This window comes from Roseivirga sp. BDSF3-8, from assembly GCF_041449215.1.
Lineage (GTDB): Bacteria > Bacteroidota > Bacteroidia > Cytophagales > Cyclobacteriaceae > JBGNFV01.
This window is the reverse complement of record NZ_JBGNFV010000001.1, coordinates 1372328-1395028: the sequence shown is the minus strand read 5'-3', so window position 1 is coordinate 1395028 and position 22701 is coordinate 1372328. Positions and strand designations below refer to the sequence as shown.

General features: G+C 45.2%; 14 protein-coding genes. All 14 read left to right on the top strand.

Annotated elements, in window-relative coordinates; translation table 11 throughout:
* Positions 1-269 precede the first annotated feature (269 nt).
* On the top strand, positions 270-6557 hold the full coding sequence (locus AB9P05_RS05495) for a leucine-rich repeat domain-containing protein (RefSeq protein ID WP_371907807.1): 6288 nt from the start codon (positions 270-272) through the stop codon (positions 6555-6557).
* A gap of 21 nt (positions 6558-6578) precedes the next feature.
* Entirely contained in the window at positions 6579-11027 is a 4449-nt protein-coding gene (locus AB9P05_RS05490; RefSeq protein ID WP_371907806.1) for a DUF6443 domain-containing protein, read from the top strand.
* Positions 11020-11574 (top strand): hypothetical protein, encoded by a 555-nt coding sequence (locus AB9P05_RS05485; protein WP_371907805.1) that lies wholly within the window; start codon positions 11020-11022, stop codon positions 11572-11574. The genes AB9P05_RS05490 and AB9P05_RS05485 overlap by 8 nt, the downstream gene beginning before the upstream one ends.
* Positions 11575-11621: 47 nt before the next feature.
* Positions 11622-14363 carry a hypothetical protein gene (locus AB9P05_RS05480; protein ID WP_371907804.1) on the top strand — a complete coding sequence of 914 codons (2742 nt, stop codon included), beginning with the start codon at positions 11622-11624 and terminating at the stop codon, positions 14361-14363.
* Entirely contained in the window at positions 14329-15408 is a 1080-nt protein-coding gene (locus AB9P05_RS05475; protein ID WP_371907803.1) for an RHS repeat-associated core domain-containing protein, read from the top strand. Before AB9P05_RS05480 ends, AB9P05_RS05475 begins: the two co-directional genes overlap by 35 nt.
* 9 nt (positions 15409-15417) lie before the next feature.
* The gene (locus AB9P05_RS05470; protein WP_371907802.1) at positions 15418-16188 is read left to right on the top strand and encodes a hypothetical protein; all 771 of its coding nucleotides are present in this window, start codon (positions 15418-15420) and stop codon (positions 16186-16188) included.
* Between the two features lie 129 nt (positions 16189-16317).
* Positions 16318-18252, top strand: a complete 1935-nt coding sequence (locus tag AB9P05_RS05465) for a hypothetical protein (RefSeq protein ID WP_371907801.1) — start codon at positions 16318-16320, stop codon at positions 18250-18252.
* Positions 18218-19120, top strand: coding sequence for a colicin E3/pyocin S6 family cytotoxin (locus AB9P05_RS05460; protein WP_371907800.1), 903 nt, complete (start codon positions 18218-18220; stop codon positions 19118-19120). Before AB9P05_RS05465 ends, AB9P05_RS05460 begins: the two co-directional genes overlap by 35 nt.
* A gap of 15 nt (positions 19121-19135) precedes the next feature.
* The gene (locus AB9P05_RS05455; RefSeq protein WP_371907799.1) at positions 19136-19426 is read left to right on the top strand and encodes a hypothetical protein; all 291 of its coding nucleotides are present in this window, start codon (positions 19136-19138) and stop codon (positions 19424-19426) included.
* Between the two features lie 40 nt (positions 19427-19466).
* Complete coding sequence (locus AB9P05_RS05450; protein ID WP_371907798.1) at positions 19467-19658, top strand: hypothetical protein; 192 nt, start codon at positions 19467-19469, stop codon at positions 19656-19658.
* A complete protein-coding gene (locus tag AB9P05_RS05445) occupies positions 19624-20634 on the top strand; it encodes an RHS repeat-associated core domain-containing protein (RefSeq protein ID WP_371907797.1) in 1011 nt (336 codons plus the stop codon). The genes AB9P05_RS05450 and AB9P05_RS05445 overlap by 35 nt, the downstream gene beginning before the upstream one ends.
* Complete coding sequence (locus AB9P05_RS05440) at positions 20621-21586, top strand: hypothetical protein (RefSeq protein ID WP_371907796.1); 966 nt, start codon at positions 20621-20623, stop codon at positions 21584-21586. Before AB9P05_RS05445 ends, AB9P05_RS05440 begins: the two co-directional genes overlap by 14 nt.
* A 4-nt stretch (positions 21587-21590) precedes the next feature.
* On the top strand, positions 21591-22109 hold the full coding sequence (locus AB9P05_RS05435; protein WP_371907795.1) for a hypothetical protein: 519 nt from the start codon (positions 21591-21593) through the stop codon (positions 22107-22109).
* Between the two features lie 77 nt (positions 22110-22186).
* Entirely contained in the window at positions 22187-22654 is a 468-nt protein-coding gene (locus AB9P05_RS05430; RefSeq protein WP_371907794.1) for a hypothetical protein, read from the top strand.
* The last annotated feature ends 47 nt before the right edge of the window (positions 22655-22701 follow it).

Here is a 22701-nt window from a genome sequence, read left to right as displayed (position 1 = left end):
GAAATACTAAATAGGTATAAAGATTTAATTACCCATAGATAATGGCGGTTTCTTTTAAGATAGAAAGTTGATTAAGAGCTGTATTATGTAATTTTAATCTATTTTTTGAATCGTTTCGTCGTGTTTTATTGGCTTTCTGTGCGTGTATGTGGTTTTTAACTAAACAATTATTGTGTATTATTTGACGGGTATTTGATTACGTTTGCCCGTTTTTTTATAGGAACTTTGAAGGATACTTTACAATCCTGTATTGAACCTATAAACTAAACATGATTAAACTGCTCTTACCTTGCCTGATCCTGGCAATTTTCTCTTTACCTGTTTATGGCCAGAACGCAGTCCCCGACTCGGTGGAATATGCAGCCCTGAAAGCACTGTATGATAGTACCAATGGTGCCGGATGGACAAATAATAGTAATTGGTTAAATGGAACTACTTCTGCTGACTTTGCTACGTGGCATGGTGTTACTGTGAGTAATGGGGATGTTACTCAACTGAATTTATATAGTAATAACCTTACAGGGAGTATACCTGTAGAGATTGAAAATCTTTCCAAACTGATTAAAATCGGTTTATATCAAAATAGTCTTACTGGTGGGTTGCCTCCTCTTAATAATCTACCTGATCTGTATTTCCTTGACCTTTCTAATAATTCCCTTACAGGGACTATTCCAAGCTCATGGGGAGGCCTGACTGATTTACAATATTTAAAGGCAACCAATAACAATCTGGGAGGTGAACTGCCTGACAGTCTCAGTAATCTTGCAAGCCTCGTTGATTTACGGTTGTCTGGGAATGGTTTTTATGGAGTACTGCCGGATTGGCTGGATGCGCTGCCGAACCTTGTCTATTTGTATTTAGACCATAATTATTTTAATGGCGCTTTTCCTCAGAATTGGCAGTTGAGCTATATCAGGTTTTTAAACCTATCTTACAATAACTATGATGAGGGTACTATCCCTGCGTGGGTATTTGGGCAGCCTTCAATGGCACATATTACCCTGACAGCCTGTAACTTCACAGGTAGTATTCCTGTAGCGCCAGCTCCTATAACTAATCTAAGGTCTTTGCAGCTTGCTGATAATAACCTGACAGGATCAATTCCCGGGTGGCTGGGAGAATGTCCAAACCTTACTACAATTACGTTATCGAAAAATCAACTGACGGGTAATATACCTGACTCCTTTCAATTCTTATCTTCGCTCACCTCGCTAACATTAAGCGTAAATCAACTGTCCGGAGCTATCCCATCGTTTTTGTCTACGCTACCTTTAAAGTATCTGTATTTAGATGAGAATAATTTTTCCGGCTTGATTCCGGAATCGTTGGGTAATTCTCAGACCCTATTCTTTTTAAAGCTTAACGATAATCAGCTAGAGGGTACCATACCTGATGCTTTAGGTAATTGTTCCAATATCAGATGGCTACATTTTGCTAATAATAGGCTGACTGGAAGTATACCGGAGAGCCTAAATAATGCCTCTAACTTAAATAATTTTAGTATCTCATTTAATGAGATTAGCTCCCTGCCTGATTTTACCAGTCACCCTAATGCCGCTAATCTCCGGCTATATTTCGGTAATAATCGCCTGCCCTGGCATGAAATAGCTAAGTTACTTGAGCCAGACGGCTCACATGGTTTTCTGGTATATGAGTATGGTAACCAAGCTCCTGAACAGGCGCCTCCCCAGGTAGAGTATTACCAAAATGAAGATACGCTGAGGTTGGTTGCCGGACCTGATGATCCTGAAGTGAGCTACCAATGGCAGGTAGACTCAGCCGGTACGTGGGTGGATTTAACTGGGGAAACTAACTACGAGTTGGTTATCAGCGACCCACCGTCGACCTTATTGCGGTACCGGGCAGAGATTATTACCTCCAAATTGGAAGGTACTAACTACAGCCGTACATATGAGCTAAGAAGCGGAAAGGGCGCGCCAAATGAATCGCCTCTGGAGCAGTTCTTTCCGGTAGACCTGAATACGGGCACTATGAGCATGGTGCTTCCGCTGGGTACGGTGAATAGCCGGTCGCTATCTCATAGCGTAAGCCTGCATTATGCTGCAAGCGGGGTAAAGGTGAGCCAGGTCAGCGGGCTCTATGGAATGAACTGGAACTTGTCCGGTGGTGGTAGCATACAAAGAGAGTTGAGAGGGCTACCGGATGAACTGAATGAGGCGAGTGCGCCATACCGTAAGGGGTGGCTGCATAATAATAATGCTTCTTTAGCTCAGCAGTTCAATCCGGATTCTTACACGGAAGATAATCAATATAGCTATCTGAATAATGGCTTTACGCAGGATACGGAACCGGATATATTTCATATAAATATCCCTGGCTATAGTGGCTACTTCGTATTTGATAATAATGGTACTCCCCGCTTTCAGCCTATGACTGAAATGAAAGTGGAAATGGGTACCGAGTTCGGTGATACCTATACGGAAATGACCCTTACGGATAACAATGGTGTGAGGTATCATTTTGACTTTCTGGTAAGGACGAGACTGCAGGCGAGTGATATCCCGTACTATGCCTTTACGAATGACAGGGCATTGAAAGCTTCGGCAGATCCTTTCAGGCAAGCCCTTACTTATGGCTCCGGGTGGTATCTGACAAAAATGGTTCATCCTGATGGGAGTGAGCTGGCTTTTGAATATGAGCGGTTCTACCCAAAAGAAAATGTGCCGGGGGGACTGGGTTTTAGCCATGAGTTTAAAAAAGGAAATGATTTTGAAAGTGTTTACCTTCCAAATTATTCACTATCCAATAAGACTCCGGAAGTACGCCTTGAGAAGGTAATAGGCGTGAATGAGGAGATGAGGCTGCAGTATGAAGACGCTCATGAATACTTTCTTGCTTACCTGGAAGAGTTGAAGCAGAGGACCTATGTACTGCAAATAGCACCAGATCTTTATAAGCCAAACAAGCTGTTTTTTGATGGCAGTCACTCTATTCACCTCACGCAGGTAGAGAAGGTTTATAAGTCGCCGGTAAAAGGGAAGGTATTTACGGATCAGTTTCGCTTATCATACAAGTATACGCCTATAGATGTGGATGATAAAGTCCACCATGTGGAGTTTAAAGAGATACGGTGGTTTTTAGAGAATATAGAACACAAAAAGGGTGATGTCGTATTTGGGGATTACCAGTTCACATATAAACTGAACATGACGCTGCCTGACAGGAATAGTAATGTAAATGACCTTTGGGGGTATCTGGGTTATTATTATGGTGAGTCGGTCCAGCCCAAAACATGGATATATCAGCATGCTGACGGGCGTTTTGAGGCAACTCATTTTCCTTATGCAGATGATAGTGACCTTCTTTTTATAAAAGATGGCGCTGAACTTAGTACTAATCCTAATAGCATTGATGTAGGAACGCTTACCAATGTGAAATTCCCTTCCGGAGCCACAGCAAGTTTTTCTTATGAGCCTCATACCTCGGTAAGAGCTGACCGCACAGAGGAATATACGGGTGGCGGACTTCGTATCAGTGCTACACGCTTTCATGATGGGCTAAGTAAAGCTAATGATGCGCTTAAGTATTATGATTATACGCTGGATGACGGCTCAACGTCGGGTAAGATGATGTACGAGCCTAAGTATGCCTTTTTTAATCCCGCCCCTATATCCAGATATGCTGAGCCGTATGAGCCGGAGGTGGACCGGTTCGCCTATCTGACTACGGATTCGATCAATACGCTACAGCAAACAGACATTAATCACCTGATCAGAAGGAGCCTGGTAAGCATGCCATGGTCTTTATCTGTGCCGGGTGATGGGGTGTATCCTGCTGTGCGCTATAGCGAGGTAACCGTAAGAAAACCTGGCTCAGGGTCCAGAAAGCTGCACTTTGACGTACCTGTGTATGTGGGTAAGTATGACCACCCGGATTATGATAGGGCGACCACTCATTTTGTAAGGGAATCCGGCGCACTGAGGGATACGACTTATATGTATGGAAAGGATGCGTATGACATCTATCCATATGTCCCATCAGTAAATATATCTGATAAGCAAGGCCGTTTGCTGAAGGAAGAGCTTTATTCTGATGCGGGAGACCTGGTGGCCAAAACGGAATATAGCTACCAGGATCTGGGGCAATCAGGGGCCTCTTCTGCCGGCAATACCATTTACGGCGTGCTATACGACGAGTGGCGCACGTCTCAGGGTAAGCTATTTGTCTGTGGTAAATATGGTATACGGACGGGAGTTAGCTACGCGCCGGACTCTGTGGTGAACACAGTATATGATAGCAATGGGGGGGCTGGAAATACCAGGTCGGTAGTAAGGAGACATTACCGGGAGAATGGATTCCCTTATTTGAAATCACAGGAAACAGTTGATGAAAGCGGTATTAAGACCATTAGTAATATGGTCTATACGGATGAGCTAAGTCTAACGGGCCTCTCAGGGGAGTATGTAGATGCGGTGAACCGCCTGAGGGACACGCATCAGAAAGGGGTGGAGGCAGAAAGCTTTACGGAAAGGGTAGTAAACGGAGATACCTTAGTGGTGGGGGCCGGCTATAGCCACTTAAGCTTGTTGCCACAGGGAGATAGTAGCATTGTGGTGGCGGAGGCCTCATATGCCTTACCTGCAGGAGCCGGATTATCTGATTTTCAGCCTGTATCTACATCCTCCGGGCTCACCCGGGACTCGCGTTATATAGAGCTTAACAGGGTGAAAAACTATCAGGCCTACGGAACGCCTAAGGAGGTTACTGACAGGGGGCAAAGCGAAAGCGGTGTTTTACTGGGATATGATTACACCCTGCCGGTAGCGAGAATCATGTATGGTCCTGTTTCATCTGTAGCTTATAGCCAGTTTCCCAGAGAAAGTGAGCAGGACTTCAATACTGATATTGCGCTTTATGACAGTGACTACCAGAGTAAAGCGTACCTGGCGATAGATAACCATGCGGTGGAAATTGACGGGAAAGTAGCGCGAAATGGGTTTGGTTCGTGGCTGATCAGCGGTATAGCTACGGCAGATGGCACGGCTACAATGAATGTTGTTATCTCTGATGGGACTAACCAGGTAAATGAGTCATTTACAATAGAACCCTCTGAAAGCGATGCTTATTTTGAGCATGAGGCGGACTTATCCAGCCTGGGGGATACGCTCTACATTACCCTATCGAGAAGTGGGGGCACGGCCTCCACACTTCAGGTATCGGAACTGGCCTTCAGGCCGGCTGAAGTGGCGCTGACTACTATGGTGTATGAGGATGGGTATGGCCTGAAAAGGAGCGTGAATGAAACAGGCCGGTTTAGTACCACTACTTACGATAGGGCAGGAAGGCCTGTGGTAGTGAGAGACGACCAGGGGAATATCCGGCAAACGTATGATTACCAGAAGAGAAAGGCTAATAAAGAGCTGGAGGTGTGGCTATCGAGGGTGGACGATGGATCGGGCTCATACTACCAGGTTAAAGCCGAAATACCTTTCGATGGTGTATTTAGTATTCAATGGCGTTATACGACACCTTCGGACCCGACACTTCGGGAATTTACCCAATCGGAGGCGATATGGTCATCTGATTCCCGGCAGATAGACATACTTAAAGATTGCCGGAAATTTACTTTATTCTGTGAGGTCACTTCTGATCTTGGAGAGGTAGTAAGAGAGAGCTACTCCTTTATTAATACGGCTGGTTTTATTTTTACGGGTATAAACGGTGAGGCGAATCCGGAGGTAAATCAGCAGGAAACATACGAAGCAGATCAGGAAGGTGTTTTTTGCGGCACGCCTACTTTTAAATGGGTGAAGATTTCAGCAGATCGCAGCACTGAGCAATTATTATCTTCTACTGACAGTACGGTTACACTCGGATCAGGAAGTGATGACTTTTACCTTCAGTACACAGTATCTGATGCCTCCACGAGTGTTACCAGTGAAGTGTTTGTAGACGTTGGTGTGCCAGTACTCACTATCGAAAGGGATATTACAGGTGCCTACGGAGGCGGATGGGTCTACACTGACGAGACCAAGCCTATTAAGGTAACGACTACGGGTGGAATCGGACCATTTGAATACAAATGGTATTATAAAGATTCAAATGAGGGGAGTTATCAGTGGCAATTGATCGGGGAAACAACGGATACATCTGAGTACCTTTATACACATGCCTATAGTAACTGCTATGATATAGATGTTGCTGTAGTGGCCATTGACTCTATCGGGCAGCAGGACTCGATCTATTTCCAGGTGCCATTACTCGAGCCTTCCCCTTCTCCCTTAATCGGGGATTATCTTTATCTTTCCTTTTCCCCTGATAAGAAGGACGGTAGCCAATACCCCACAGGCTATGATAATGAACCGGTGACATTCACGGCTTCAAGTAATGGCCTGAGGGGAGCGCCGTATTATACCTGGGAGGTGTATGATCATGCTTCTGCGCTTTGGACAACGATAAGTGCCGGCACGACTAACACGATTACACAAACCAGAGCAACCTCATACACCATAAAGGTGACGGTGGAGGATGATTGCGACATTGTCCGATCGAAAACGGTCTACATTCCTGTAGATACTGATGGCAATCCTGAATAACCGACAGAAAAAGAAAAGACAATGTTTAGAATTTTACCCCTATACATAAAGCTGTCGGTACTTTCACTTGCGGCTATCCTGACTTTTAGGCCTGAGCTTGCCCGGGCACAGACTGATACCCTTACGCTTAACGGTGCGGCCGCTAGCTTCAGGCAGGCCACTTCGGTGCGCATAGAAGGCGTGACGGAGGTGGACTCGGTAGAGAAACTGACTTCTTCTGAAAGAAGCATTGTAAAGGTATTCAGCGATGGCTTTGGCCGGACGGTGCAGCAGAGTATGCTGGATGTGACACCGGATGGCCGTGACATTGTGCAGCCTTACCGCTACCTGAATAATGGTACGCCGGTGCGGGGTTACCTGCCTTATGTAGATGGCAGCGGGGAGTTTTTCCGCACGCGCGCTACGTATAATACCAGCTATGAGGAGAGTGAGCAATACCTCTTCTACCAGGCGCAGGATGCGGACTACGCTACGGATGAGGCACCCTATGCGGAGGCACGCTATGAAAACAGCCCGCTGGGGCGCATGGTGATCAGCGGCAGTGTGGGCGGGGCCTGGCAGCCGGATAGCGGCCATGCGGTGCTATATGACTACCGGGTAGCCACTGATGCGGATGACATACGCTACTTCGATCCGGCGAACCCACACCTGAGCTCACGGGAATATACGGCTGCGGAGCTGCAGCGAATTCGGGTGACGCAGGTAACGGATGAAGAGGGCCGCGTCGTGCGGAACTTTACCGGCAATAGTGGTCGCACGATAATGACGGAGCAGCAGTATGATGATGGCCTGTTTTACCGGACGTACTACAGCTACGACCTGGCCGGTCGACTACGCTACACCGTGCCGCCCAAAGCCCATGAAATACTGGAGGCTGCCGGGGGCACCTGGGACCTGACCTCCTCTACGGTCAGCGAGTTGCTGTTTAGTTATGTATATGATGAAGAGGGCCGCATCAGCGAGGCCAGGTTTCCCGATAAGGCGCCTGTGTACTATCTGTATGATCCGCTGGGACGTACCGCCCTGGTACAGGACGGCCGTCTGCGGCAGGAGGATAAGTGGACCTTTATCAAATATGACCGCAGGCAGCGGCCTGTGTATAGCGGGATATGGACAAGTACGAAAACCCGCAGCCAGCTACAACAGGACATAGACAGCTACTACAGCCAGGGCGGCATCCGCTATGAAAGGGAGAGTGCGAGCGGGCTGCACGGGTATACCAATAATGTATTTCCGCAGGTGCCTGAATCGGCTGTGCTGACGGTCTCTTACTACGACCACTACGATACGGACCGTGACGGTAACGGCCGCCTGGCATCGGACTACTACGAGCCGGGCATAGTAGAGGGACAGGAAGCTACTGCCCATGAGCGTATACGCGGTATGGCCGTAGTCTCTAAAGAACGTGTGCTGGGAACGGATGACTGGCTTATCAAGCGCCTCTTTTACGATGAGTGGGGCCGGGTGATCCAGAGCCAGTCTAATAATCACCTGAACCTGCAGGTACAGGACATTAGCACGGTGGCTTATGACTTTGAGGGCAAGCCCCTGCGCCAGGAGACGACGGTGTACGGCGCTGCGGACTCGGTGACGACCCGCGACCGCTTTAGCTATGACCATGCGGGCCGGGTGCTGCAGGTGCACCACCAGGTAAATGAGCAGCCGGAAGTGCTGGTAGCGAACTACCGCTACAATACGCTGGGCCAGCTTATCGGGAAGGACCTGCACGGCTACCAGGACAATAGCCGCTTCTTCCAGGCAGTGGACATGCGCCACAATATCCGTGGCTGGCTCACTGCGCTCAATGATGCTTCATTAGACTCCGTACAGACCAATGCGCTGAAAGATGTATTCGGCTTCGACCTGCGGTATAATGAGCAGGAGGCGGGGCTGAATAATGAAGGCCGCTATGATGGAAACATCAGCGCGATTGTGTGGAAAGCGAATAACGAAATAAGCGACAACCAGCCGAAACGTACGCGTAGCTATACCTTTGCCTACGATGATATAGGCAGGCTGCTGAGTGCGGACTATAAAGGCTATGAAAATGGTGCCTGGAACGCGGAGGCGGATGCTTATGATGTGAATGGCCTGAGCTATGACGCGAATGGTAATATCGAGGGACTGACGCGGTACGCTCAGTTAAGCGATACGAGCGCGGCCACGGTGATAGACCAGCTAACGTATAATTATAAGGCGGGCAGTAACCGCCTGCTAAGCGTATCTGATGCTTCGGCCAATGCGAAAGGCTTTATAGACGGTGCGACCCTGTCGACTGAATATACGTATGACCAGGACGGCAACCTGACGCAGGATGAAAACAAGGCCATCGATATCACCTATAACATTCTAAGTAAGACCGCAACGGTTACGAGTGATAGTGCTACCGTCACCTATGTATATAGTGCGACGGGCCAGCGGCTACAGGAGCGGGTGGTGATTAATAGTGACAGTGCCATTATCAGGGATATGATAGGAGGTATGGTTTGGGAGCATAAGGAAGGGCTGACACCTGCGCTGAGCTACCTGCCTATGCCGGAGGGACGCCTGGTGAAGCAGGACACAAGCTACCGCTATGAATACTTCTACACCGACCACCAGGGCAATACGCGCGTAAGCTGGACGCCGGTGGAGACGAGCCAAAACCAGCACCTGCTGACCATGGAAGCCGGTGCAGATGAAGAGGGTGACTACCCGAAATTCAAGAACGTGACTACTTTCCGGGATGGCACCCAGGCGCTTAGCGGCGCATCATCTGCCAAGGTGACCAACGCGACGGGCCCCTACATCTCGATACCGGTGATGAAAGGCGATACCATCGATGCCTCGGTATACTATTACTATGATGACCAGAGCACGAGTTCATCCAGCCAGCAGATGCTGACTAGCGAGCAGGAGACAGGTGGGTCTGGTAATGATTTCACCTTTACGGCTCCGCTCTTTACTACGACCCCGCGAATACCGGGCACGGGTGACAGCCAGGCGGCTGGCGGAGGTGTCAGGTTTAACCTGGCGGCCCTGTACCCGATCGGTAAGGCGCTGTTTGGGAATAAGAAGGAAAGTACCAGCAATCTGAGTATTTCGGAAAGTACACTCAGTACGGCCCCGGCGGCTTACCTGGAGCTACTGCTTTATGATAAAGACAGTGCGCTGGTATCTTCACAGGCCGTGCCTGTAGGTAGCAGTACCTTCTGGGCGCAGATAGAGGGTACACTGACGGCTTTAGATAATGGCTATGTAGTGGTGCAACTCCGCAGCCAGGATACACAGGATGTGTGGTTCGATGATCTGCAGATCGATCACCGAAAGCCTGATAGGGCGGTAGTTTTGCAGGAGAATCACTACTATCCATTTGGTCTCCAGATGGAAGGAGTGGCTGTTAACACAGCCCTACCTACTGACCCGAATCGTAAGCTATACAATGCTGGCAGCGACTGGCAGAAGGAAACGGGTTTCTATAGTACGCAGTATAGGGAGTATGATCCGGCGTTGGGGAGGTTCCATGCGATAGATCCGTTGGCGAGTAAGTTTGCTACGTGGACGCCGTATATGTTTGGGTATAATGATCCGGTGAATGCTAATGATCCGGATGGGGCTCAGGCGGCTTGGCGAAACCTCAATAACCCCGTACCTATAGAGATGCAGTTTTTCAGTCAGGATCCTATTGGAGGAAGTCATGATGCATGGCGATCGAATAGAGTAGGCTTGGGATCAGCTAATCATTGGAGTAACAAATTACACCTAGAAGCAAAAAACTACAATGTTTTGTCGCAGAGAATGTCAATTAGAGGTTTCTTTCAATTCTCTGGAATTACCGATATTTATGGGAGGGTAGATGAAAAACGTGAAGAGGAGGTAATAAGAGCAACAGGAAAAACTTATAGATTTCGATGGAATCCTCATGGTGGTGGTGATGCAACATACGAAGAGTGGGTAGCTGCAGGCGGTGATAAGGGCAGGCTGAAAAAGGGTGTAGATTATCAATATTCTTTAGGAGCTTGGGAGCTTATTGGGGTTGGTCAGCAGGATGAAGTTCATTTGAGTAAATCAGATTATTATGATATAATTGATGGTTTAGTTTTGAATGATGGTTCGATTCTTAGCAAAGACGACGTACATTTGACTTTTCAAAAATTGAATTATGCTAATGCTGAATATAGAGGACTTATTGAAGGGAGGCATCATATTAATTTTGACATTAAGTCATATGAGAAAACTAAAGCAAATATTCGTGCATTAACTATTCATGAGGCTTATGGCCATGGAATCATGAAATATGGTGATGACACAAAAGATCACCATAAAGCCTTTTTTGCTGTTATAGATAGTAGATATTGGGCAGATACTACTGATTCATTTAAAGATAATTCTGTTAGTGTCATGTGGATATACTATCATAGAGAGGTAGGTTTTAAAAGAATGCCGGAAAAGTACCATTCAATGTACGATAAATATCACAAAAATGAATAAAGTTTTCTTAATACTTATAATGTTTTTTTGTTCTACTACAGCTTATTGCTGTGATTGTGTCTCGCATGTTGAAAAGTCTGATGACTATGAAAAATCCGATTATGTTTTCATAGGAAGAGTTTTAGAAAATGATATTGAGGTAATTGAAGTATTTAAGGGGAAGCTACCTTCTTATATTAAACTATTTGATAAATTCTCATGTTCTATTTCTGTCCAAAAGGGAGAAAAATGGCTTTTTTATGCTAGTGAATCGAGTCATGGAATTACTGTAAGTAGTTGTGGGTGGTCTCGTAATTTCAATAATCCACTTAATTCTAATTCTATTCATTTCCCACTACCTGATTCAAAATTAATGGAAATTGATCCTGTATTGGCACAGGAACTTATATCTATCAAATCTTACAACGAATTATATAGCGATATTCAGTTCCTTAGGCAGGAACAAGTAGTCCATCAAATATCATATATTAAACACTTGAATTTGGGAATAATTCTAACCCTAGCTATAATTCTAATTGTGACGAGTATTTTCTTAGTAAAGAAATAGCTTTCTCAAGATAAATATTAGACTAGTATCAACTGGCAGAGAGACGGTTGGGCCGCGTCGTGCGGAACTTTACCGGCAATAGTGGTCGCACGATAATGACGGAGCAGCAGTATGATGATGGCCTGTTTTACCGGACGTACTACAGCTACGACCTGGCCGGTCGACTACGCTACACCGTGCCGCCCAAAGCCCATGAAATACTGGAGGCTGCCGGGGGCACCTGGGACCTGACCTCCTCTACGGTCAGCGAGTTGCTGTTTAGTTATGTATATGATGAAGAGGGCCGCATCAGCGAGGCCAGGTTTCCCGATAAGGCGCCTGTGTACTATCTGTATGATCCGCTGGGACGTACCGCCCTGGTACAGGACGGCCGTCTGCGGCAGGAGGATAAGTGGACCTTTATCAAATATGACCGCAGGCAGCGGCCTGTGTATAGCGGGATATGGACAAGTACGAAAACCCGCAGCCAGCTACAACAGGACATAGACAGCTACTACAGCCAGGGCGGCATCCGCTATGAAAGGGAGAGTGCGAGCGGGCTGCACGGGTATACCAATAATGTATTTCCGCAGGTGCCTGAATCGGCTGTGCTGACGGTCTCTTACTACGACCACTACGATACGGACCGTGACGGTAACGGCCGCCTGGCATCGGACTACTACGAGCCGGGCATAGTAGAGGGACAGGAAGCTACTGCCCATGAGCGTATACGCGGTATGGCCGTAGTCTCTAAAGAACGTGTGCTGGGAACGGATGACTGGCTTATCAAGCGCCTCTTTTACGATGAGTGGGGCCGGGTGATCCAGAGCCAGTCTAATAATCACCTGAACCTGCAGGTACAGGACATTAGCACGGTGGCTTATGACTTTGAGGGCAAGCCCCTGCGCCAGGAGACGACGGTGTACGGCGCTGCGGACTCGGTGACGACCCGCGACCGCTTTAGCTATGACCATGCGGGCCGGGTGCTGCAGGTGCACCACCAGGTAAATGAGCAGCCGGAAGTGCTGGTAGCGAACTACCGCTACAATACGCTGGGCCAGCTTATCGGGAAGGACCTGCACGGCTACCAGGACAATAGCCGCTTCTTCCAGGCAGTGGACATGCGCCACAATATCCGTGGCTGGCTCACTGCGCTCAATGATGCTTCATTAGACTCCGTACAGACCAATGCGCTGAAAGATGTATTCGGCTTCGAGCTGCGGTATAATGAGCAGGAGGCGGGGCTGAATAATGAAGGCCGCTATGATGGAAACATCAGCGCGATTGTGTGGAAAGCGAATAACGAAATAAGCGACAACCAGCCGAAACGTACGCGTAGCTATACCTTTGCCTACGATGATATAGGCAGGCTGCTGAGTGCGGACTATAAAGGCTATGAAAATGGTGCCTGGAACGCGGAGGCGGATGCTTATGATGTGAATGGCCTGAGCTATGACGCGAATGGTAATATCGAGGGACTGACGCGGTACGCTCAGTTAAGCGATACGAGCGCGGCCACGGTGATAGACCAGCTAACGTATAATTATAAGGCGGGCAGTAACCGCCTGCTAAGCGTATCTGATGCTTCGGCCAATGCGAAAGGCTTTATAGACGGTGCGACCCTGTCGACTGAATATACGTATGACCAGGACGGCAACCTGACGCAGGATGAAAACAAGGCCATCGATATCACCTATAACATTCTAAGTAAGACCGCAACGGTTACGAGTGATAGTGCTACCGTCACCTATGTATATAGTGCGACGGGCCAGCGGCTACAGGAGCGGGTGGTGATTAATAGTGACAGTGCCATTATCAGGGATATGATAGGAGGTATGGTTTGGGAGCATAAGGAAGGGCTGACACCTGCGCTGAGCTACCTGCCTATGCCGGAGGGACGCCTGGTGAAGCAGGACACAAGCTACCGCTATGAATACTTCTACACCGACCACCAGGGCAATACGCGCGTAAGCTGGACGCCGGTGGAGACGAGCCAAAACCAGCACCTGCTGACCATGGAAGCCGGTGCAGATGAAGAGGGTGACTACCCGAAATTCAAGAACGTGACTACTTTCCGGGATGGCACCCAGGCGCTTAGCGGCGCATCATCTGCCAAGGTGACCAACGCGACGGGCCCCTACATCTCGATACCGGTGATGAAAGGCGATACCATCGATGCCTCGGTATACTATTACTATGATGACCAGAGCACGAGTTCATCCAGCCAGCAGATGCTGACTAGCGAGCAGGAGACAGGTGGGTCTGGTAATGATTTCACCTTTACGGCTCCGCTCTTTACTACGACCCCGCGTATACCGGGCACGGGTGACAACCAGGCGGCTGGCGGAGGTGTGAGGTTTAACCTGGCGGCCCTGTACCCGATCGGTAAGGCGCTGTTTGGGAATAAGAAGGAAAGCACCAGCAATCTGAGTATTTCGGAAAGTACGCTCAGTACGGCCCCGGCGGCTTATTTGGAGCTGATCCTTTATGATAAAGACAGTGCGCTGGTATCTTCACAGGCTGTGCCTGTAGGTAGCAGTACCTTCTGGGCGCAGATAAACGGTACACTGACAGCTTCAGATAATGGCTATGTCGTGGTGCAACTCCGCAGCCAGGATACACAGGATGTATGGTTCGACGATCTGCAGATAGATCACCGCAAGCCGGATAGAGCGGTAGTTCTCCAGGAGAACCACTACTATCCGTTTGGCCTCCAGATGGAAGGAGTGGCTGTTAACACGGCCCTACCTACTGACCCGAATCGTAAGCTATACAATGCTGGCAGCGACTGGCAGAAGGAAACGGGCTAGGCGCCCCCGCTTCTATAGTACGCAGTATAGGGAGTATGATCCGGCACTGGGGAGGTTCCATGCGATTGATCCGATGGCAAGTAAGTTTGCTACGTGGACGCCGTATATGTATGGGTATAATGATCCGGTGAATTTTAATGACCCGAATGGGGCGCAGGTGGCTTGGCGAAGCCTCAATAACCCAGTGCCAATAGAGATGCAATTTTTCAGTCAGGATCCTGTAGGAGGAAGCCAAATGGCGTGGCGAACTACAAGAGTAGGTTTAGGATCTAGTAATCATTGGAGTAATAAATTACACCTAGAAGCAAAAAACTACAATGTTTTGGCACAGAGAATGTCTGTCAGGCAGTTCTTACAGTTTTCAGGAGTATCAGATGTGTATGGTCGTAAGAATGAAGAAAAGAGAAAAGAAATAGCTGAAAGTGTCGGTTTTACAATTCGAAGTAAATGGAACCCAATAGGTGGCGGCGCAATATCTTATGAAGAATGGCTCGCAAAAGGTGGTGATCCAAATGACCTTGATCCTAACAAAATCTATACATTTTTTCCTGGTTCTTGGGAGTTTGTGGGAGTTGATATTCAAAAAAGATCTAATAATAAGATAGCAAGCCCCGCGGCTATTTTTTGGATGGTAGCAGCTGCCGAAGAGATACTTGCAGCACTTGGTGTAATATCAGGAGCAACTTATCATGCTAATGACAGAAGAAGTCGAAAACCTAATTATCTTTATGAAATTTATAGATATAAAGGGGTGACTAGCTTAGAAGAGATAGAAGACTGGAATAATCATGAGTGGGAAAATTATGAGATTGTAAAATATGGAATATCAAGTGATCAAGGTCAACGAGTTGAGAACCAGGTAGCATACTTTAATAGAGAAGCTAAAGCATTAGGACAACCCTATGTTTATGGGTATAATATTTTGCACAACAATATCCCAGGTAGATATGAAGCTTTATTGTTAGAAAAGTGGTATGTTACTTTTTACAATTATAGACATCATAGATTACCTGTATTTCAACGTAGGCCTGTACCATGGTATTAATTTTTAATTATGTGGATAAGTTTATACACTAAAAATCAACAGTCGAGAGATGATAGTAAGCTATTTGATGAAAGGGCTCATGTAATTACAGACTTCTTAAATATGAAATTGGCAAACTCAAAAATCAAGACTTCTGGAATTACTAAAATTGCAATGATAGCTGATGGTGAAGTAAATAGCAAACAGGTGTTTGGCCCTATAAAGGGGTATCTTTCTGTTATAGAATATGTTGATCGATTTGATGCAACAGACTTCTCCAGCTTATCATTTGAACACAAAAATGAAGAAATATTAAAATATATTTTACAAAGCGTGAAAAACCTTTCTGACAAATTTGAAGGAGATTTAACTAGTTACTTCCAAGGCCTTACAAATGAATTTAGACAAAATGGATATAGGCATTCATACGACTTACATCCTATAAAGTTCTCACATAATAGGAAATATAAAGTTGGAATTGGGGTTATTGTAGAGGATGACAGGGAAGTTCTTCAATTTAAGGTTATTAATATTTTAGAAAAAAAAGAATATTTTGTACCATTTTTAGACTTTCAACCAAATCGTATACTATTTAAAGATTTAATAAAATACACCAAATGGATTAATGGAATATATACTATAATTAGCGACACTAAGGAGATTGTATTTAAGTTTCACCCATTAACAAACAAAACACAACTCATCTTAGTTCCGAAGTTTTTTACTGAAGAGCAATTATTTGATAATCTTAATATGGTTACTAAAAACTCTGAGGAATATCTAAAAAATATGCTTTTTTAAAGTTTCGAAGAATTTAACAAAGTAATAGCAAAAATTCATATGGTATCACATGAATACATTATTGTGTTAACAATTGCTTAGTAAACATTAATTGTTTTCTTTGAACTCACCATAAAATACACCAGCACCGTGGCCCACGACTTTGAGGGTAAGCCGCTGCGCCAGGAGACGACGGTGTACGGCGCTGCGGACTCGGTGACGACCCGTGACCGCTTTAGCTACGACCATGCGGGCCGGGTGCTGCAGGTGCACCACCAGGTAAATGAGCAGCCGGAAGTGCTGGTAGCGAACTACCGCTACAATACGCTGGGCCAGCTTATCGGGAAGGACCTGCACGGCTACCAGGACAACAGCCGCTTCTTCCAGGCGGTGGACATGCGCCACAACATCCGTGGCTGGCTCATTGCGCTCAATGATGCTTCATTAGACTCCGTACAGACGAATGCACTGAAGGATGTATTCGGCTTCGAGCTGTGGTATAATGAGCAGGAGGCGGGGCTAAATAATGAAGGCCGCTATGATGGCAACATCAGCGCGATTGTGTGGAAAACGAATAACGAAATAAGCGACAACCAACCGAAACGTACGCGTAGCTATACCTTTGCCTACGATGATATGGGCAGGCTGCTGAGTGCGGACTATAAAGGCTATGAAAATGGCGCCTGGAACGCTGAGGCGGATGCTTATGATGTGAATGGCCTGAGCTATGACGCGAATGGTAATATTGAGGGCTTAACTAGGTACGCCCAGCTAAGCGATACGAGCTCGGCTACGGTCATCGATCAGCTAACCTATAATTATAAGGCAGGTAGTAACCGCCTGCTAAGCGTATCTGATGCCTCGGCCAATGCGAAAGGCTTTATAGATGGCGCCACCCTGTCGACTGAGTATACGTATGACCAGGACGGCAACCTGACGCAGGATGAAAACAAGGCTATCGATATCACCTATAACATCCTGAGCAAGACATCTACGGTTACCAGCGATAGTGCTACCGTCACCTATGTATATAGTGCCACGGGCCAGCGGCTACAGGAGCGGGTGAAGATTAACAATGACAGCACTATCATCCGGGATATGATCGGGGGAATGGTGTGGGAGCATAAGGAAGGGCTGACACCTGCGTTGAGCTACCTGCCTATGCCGGAGGGACGCCTGGTGAAGCAGGACACAAGCTATCACTATGAATACTTCTACACTGACCACCAGGGCAATACGCGCGTAAGCTGGACGCCGGTGGAGGCGAGCCAAAACCAGCACCTGCTGACGATGGAAGCGGGTGCGGATGAAGAGGGCGACTACCCGAAATTCAAAAATGTCACCGCTTTCCGTGATGGCACTCAGGCGCTTAGCGGTGCCTCTTCTGCTAAGGTGACGAATGCGACGGGCCCCTACATCTCGATACCGGTGATGAAAGGCGATACGATTGATGCCTCGGTATTCTATTACTACGACGACCAGAGCACGAGCTCATCGAGCCAGCAGATGCTGACGGAAGAACAGCCTTCGGATGGAGGAAACAATACCTTCACCTTTACGGCTCCGCTCTTTACTACGACCCCGCGTATACCGGGCACTGGTGACGGCAAAGCGTCTGGCGGAGGTGTCAGGTTTAACCTGGCGGCCCTGTACCCGATCGGTAAGGCGCTGTTTGGAAATAAGAAGGAAAGCACCAGCAATCTGAGTATTTCGGAAACTACGCTCAGTACGGCCCCGGCGGCTTATCTGGAGCTGCTGCTTTATGATAAAGACAGTGCGCTGGTATCTTCACAGGCTGTGCCTGTAGGCAGCAGTACCTTCTGGGCGCAGATAGAGGGTACACTAACAGCTTCGGATAATGGCTATGTAGTGGTGCAGCTCCGCAGCCAGGATACACAAGATGTGTGGTTTGATGATCTGCAGATCGACCACCGCAAGCCTGATAGAGCGGTAGTCCTGCAGGAGAATCACTACTATCCATTTGGCTTGCAGATGGAGGGGGTAGCTGTTAACACGGCCCTACCTACTGACCCGAATCGTAAGCTATACAATGCTGGCAGCGACTGGCAGAAGGAAACGGGCTAGGCGCCCCCGCTTCTATAGTACGCAGTATAGGGAGTATGATCCGGCACTGGGGAGGTTCCATGCGATTGATATTGCAGCCAACCTATACAATAGCTGGACTCCATACCAATATGCCGCAAATAATCCAGCTTTCTTTAATGACCCAAAAGGCGATAGAGTCTCATTAATGAGGGTAATGAAGGAACGAAATTACGTGGTTCCTTGGGATAGGACCGAGGTTGCGAAGGATCCTGGGGGGTATGGCGTTTATTCAGAGGGTGGATGGGGAACCCGGGAAAGTGTTGAAAACAACAATAAATATAGTCCTGATTCACAGCCCATACATTTCAGGGGTAGATATGGCTATTTTGTGACGACACATATGGATTGGTATAATGAAGAAGGTGAATTAACGGACTCTTATGTTACTGGGGTTAGGTTTGAGGAAGAGACGGGTGGCGACAATACGAAGCATGCAGGGTATACCCCACCGCCTAGAACACTGCCGGGATTTCCAGACGCAAAACCGGCAAAACGAAAAAGTAAAAGAAAAAGATGGAAATTACCGAATGGTGATATTTTAGAATGGGATGGATTACATGGAGAACTTGAGAGGTACAATCCTCGAGGAAAACATGTAGGAGTATGGGATCCAGAGGGCAATCAAACTGGTGACCCTATTCCTGGTAGGAGGATTGACCCTATAGTAAATAGTCCTAATCCTAAATCTGACCCTTGGTATGCACCTAGCTCCGAAACTGTTGAAGATATATTAGTAGGAGGTGTAGTACTTGTTGGGGTTGGTATAATAATTTTTGATATTGTCACAATTCCTAGTGGAGAGGGTATGATTGGTGTGCTTATGATAAAAGGAGTTATAGGACAATAATATTAATTAATAAACATGCTTAAAGAAAATTGTTGCAAAGATGCGTGTAATCACATTGGATTAATAAATGAAATAGATAATCCAGATGTATTGGTCGTTTATAATAGTAGGTTTGATGAATATGGTATTCCTGTCAGAGATGGAGGAGAATCATATGTTCTTATCAATTTTTGTCCTTGGTGTGGGATCAAGTTCCCTGAATCAAAAAGAGATCAATGGTTTGATGAATTAGAAAGACTGGGATATAATTCGGATGATTTCGACATTCCTGATAAGTTTAAGTCAAATGATTGGTTTCTCAAATAAATAGAAAACCTGGAGTCCAGCTCCGCAGCCAGGATGTGCGGTGAACGATCTGCAGATCGTTCACTGCAAGCCTGATAGGTCGTCCCAGAAGTGGGCGGTAATCCTGCAGGAGAATCACTATTATCCCTTCCGTCTCCAGATGGAGGGCGTAGCGGTGAACACAGCCCTACCTACTGACCCGAATCGTAAGCTATACAATGCTGGCAGCGACTGGCAGAAGGAAACGGGCTAGGCGCCCCCGCTTCTATAGTACGCAGTATAGGGAGTATGATCCGGCACTGGGGAGGTTCCATGCGATAGATCCAATGGCAAGTAAGTTTGCTACCTGGACGCCGTATATGTATGGGTATAATGATCCGGTGAATGCGAATGATCCGGATGGGGCTCAGGCGGCTTGGCGAAACCTCAATAACCCAGTGCCTATAGAGATGCAGTTTTTCAGTCAGGATCCAATTGGGGGAAGTCATGATGCATGGCGATCGAATAGAGTAGGCTTGGGATCAGCTAATCATTGGAGTAACAAATTACACCTAGAAGCAAAAAACTACAATGTTTTGGCACAGAGAATGTCGAATAAAGAATTTTTTGTATCCTCAGGTATTACCGATATTTATGGACGGGTAGATAAAGAGCGAGAGGAGGAGATAGAAAAGGAAATGAATAGAGAAGCCTATGCAGTAACAACTGATGATGGCGTGATTATCTATTTAGACAAAAGCTTTCATGAGGATTTTAAGGATCCCAAGGATTGGTACATGGCTCAGCCTCTTGATGTTTTCTTAAACATAAATCGTGCCTTTGGTTTACAGCCTGAATCATTTAAGTGGCACAAGGAGTTAACTGATGCTAATGTCAATAGTGCTTATGTAGCAAATATTCCCTTCGGTATCATGGAAAGGAAAGGTTTCTTTGATAGGGTAAAGAGAACAATAAATATCGATATTACAGTTGATATTCCTGGTTATAATAACCCAAAAGTTCGATCTCGAATGGCAGCCAAATCTGCTAATTGGGCATTGAGGCAGGTTATGAGTAATACTTTTAAAAAACCAAGCTATGATGAAGTTGATTTAGTGTTTAGAATAAGACGAGATTTTATTAAATACATGGAGGCAGATCTTCAGGAAGAATACCCTGGTTCTAGAGTAACTCTTGGGCTTAGACAACCTGAAAAAGCTGTAATAGCAGTATATTATGGATCAAACTAACATTATCCGATCATTCGAGGATTGCTTTAAAAAGCTGGATTTAAACCAGAAGCAGTCTTCCTATCTTTTAAAAGTACAGAGCCTTGTGCATGAAAATGATAGAATTTTGCCTTGGGAGAAAAGCGAAGTTATAGTCGCTCATATGGGATCGATTTTAAATAAATATCAAAATAAAAAGCTGATTGATAATTTCAATAAATGGAATGAAGTAAAAATTGAAGCTAATGTAAGAGCCTTTCAAATAAAATGGATAGAACTTGATTTGGATTATCAACAAGCATTTAAATTATACAATTATGAAAGAAATAAAACTAAGTTGCAGTTATTGTCTAATCACACGCTATCTCTAATTGATGAAGCTAATACTGACAGACAGTTTTATGGTGAGATGTTAAATAATGAACAATATGATGTTTATAACGAAATTAAGGAGAATGAGATAAGAGAATATAAAAATAAGATTGAGTTTGAATATGATTTGTATTTTATCTATTTGTCTGATTGTAAAACACAGGTCCATGATTTAGTGGCTCAAATAAAAGATGATTTTTCAAGCCTAAAATTTAAGTATAATAACATGTCTAAGTCTTTAGTGTCAGAGTATGTAAATTACGTTAAAGATAAAAAAATTGAATATACTGCCTTAGCAAAACGCCAGATTGGGTATTTACCAAATGACCTAATCAAAGCTTTATCAATAGAAGAAGAAATTTTTTTATTGTTTCCACTCATATCTATTTGCGATAATAGTTTGATTAATATTATTGGCGATAGTAATATTTCAATTAACTCAATCGATTTTATGCCATATATCAATCAGTTTGCTGATATTTTTAGAAACCCTGATATAACGCCATCATTTCCTAGATTTTATACTGAAAATTTCGAGCCTAACGATAACTTTTATACATTACAAACCTCCCTTATGATAAATTTTTTCATAAGTAAATAGACCCTTGAATAGTTACATAATTCCTAGAGAGACTAAAGTGGTTTACAACTATTTTTCTCCTTCCATATGGACAGGGAAAATTGATGGTTATTCTATTCTAGACAAGAATACTGATGAATGGTCCATGGCCGAGCCATTAGAAGTTTTTATAAAAGAAAATTTTGGAATTGAAGATATGTCAACAGCTTTATATAGGTATCTGCATGGCAATGGTTATTCTCAAAGGATAGGACCTGAAACGACTTTACTACTTTTAAATACACCTGAATTTAAGAAAGCTCATAACTTAATTGTTAGAGGTAAAATAAAACCATCCGGTACTTTTGCCGTAGATATGACAGAAGTAGTATTCCATATTGGAAGAACTCCAGTCAAATATACTGTTAACCCTAAAGATGAAACTATAACCTATACTTTATATGAGGGAGATGGCTTTTGGGATACTGATTTTATAAACGAAAGATATAATGATAGTCCAAGTTCTAGCCCTGATGGACCAGGACCAAATTTAGAAAGACTCTAGGGAACTCCGTACCCATATGTACCTACGAAGGTAGTAATACCTATGAAGATCATTGATGGATCGATTATTAGAAAAAAATGAGATATTTTAAGATTATTTTATTAGCTATACTGTTAGTTGGCGCTATTATAGTTATGTATGCATATTGGACATCAAAAAGTCAATCAATACAAAAAATAGATGGTAAGGCATTACCACAAAACCTTAAAATAGGCTATTGGGGTACTGATATCAAGTATCCAACAATAGGATTAGTTGTGGAAAATGATTTTGGGTTCATATTAATAGGTAAAGAAAGTAAATTTCCTATTAGTGGTGATACCATTGAGGTGGATAAGATAAATAGAATATGTTTTAATGATAAAATACTAATCGCAGAGGTAAATACCTATGAAATGGGCGAATATTACATTAAGTGCATTGGTAATAATCATTCCGATTCTGGTAAAGAATATAGGCTTGTGGCAGTTAAGAATATTGATGCTTCAGAAGCAAACAATTGTAGTTGGATTGATGCCAGTATTTTAATAAAAAAATTAGAATAAGGTTCTCTTAGAGTCTTAAGTATGCTAATATTTATTTTCTTAGAATC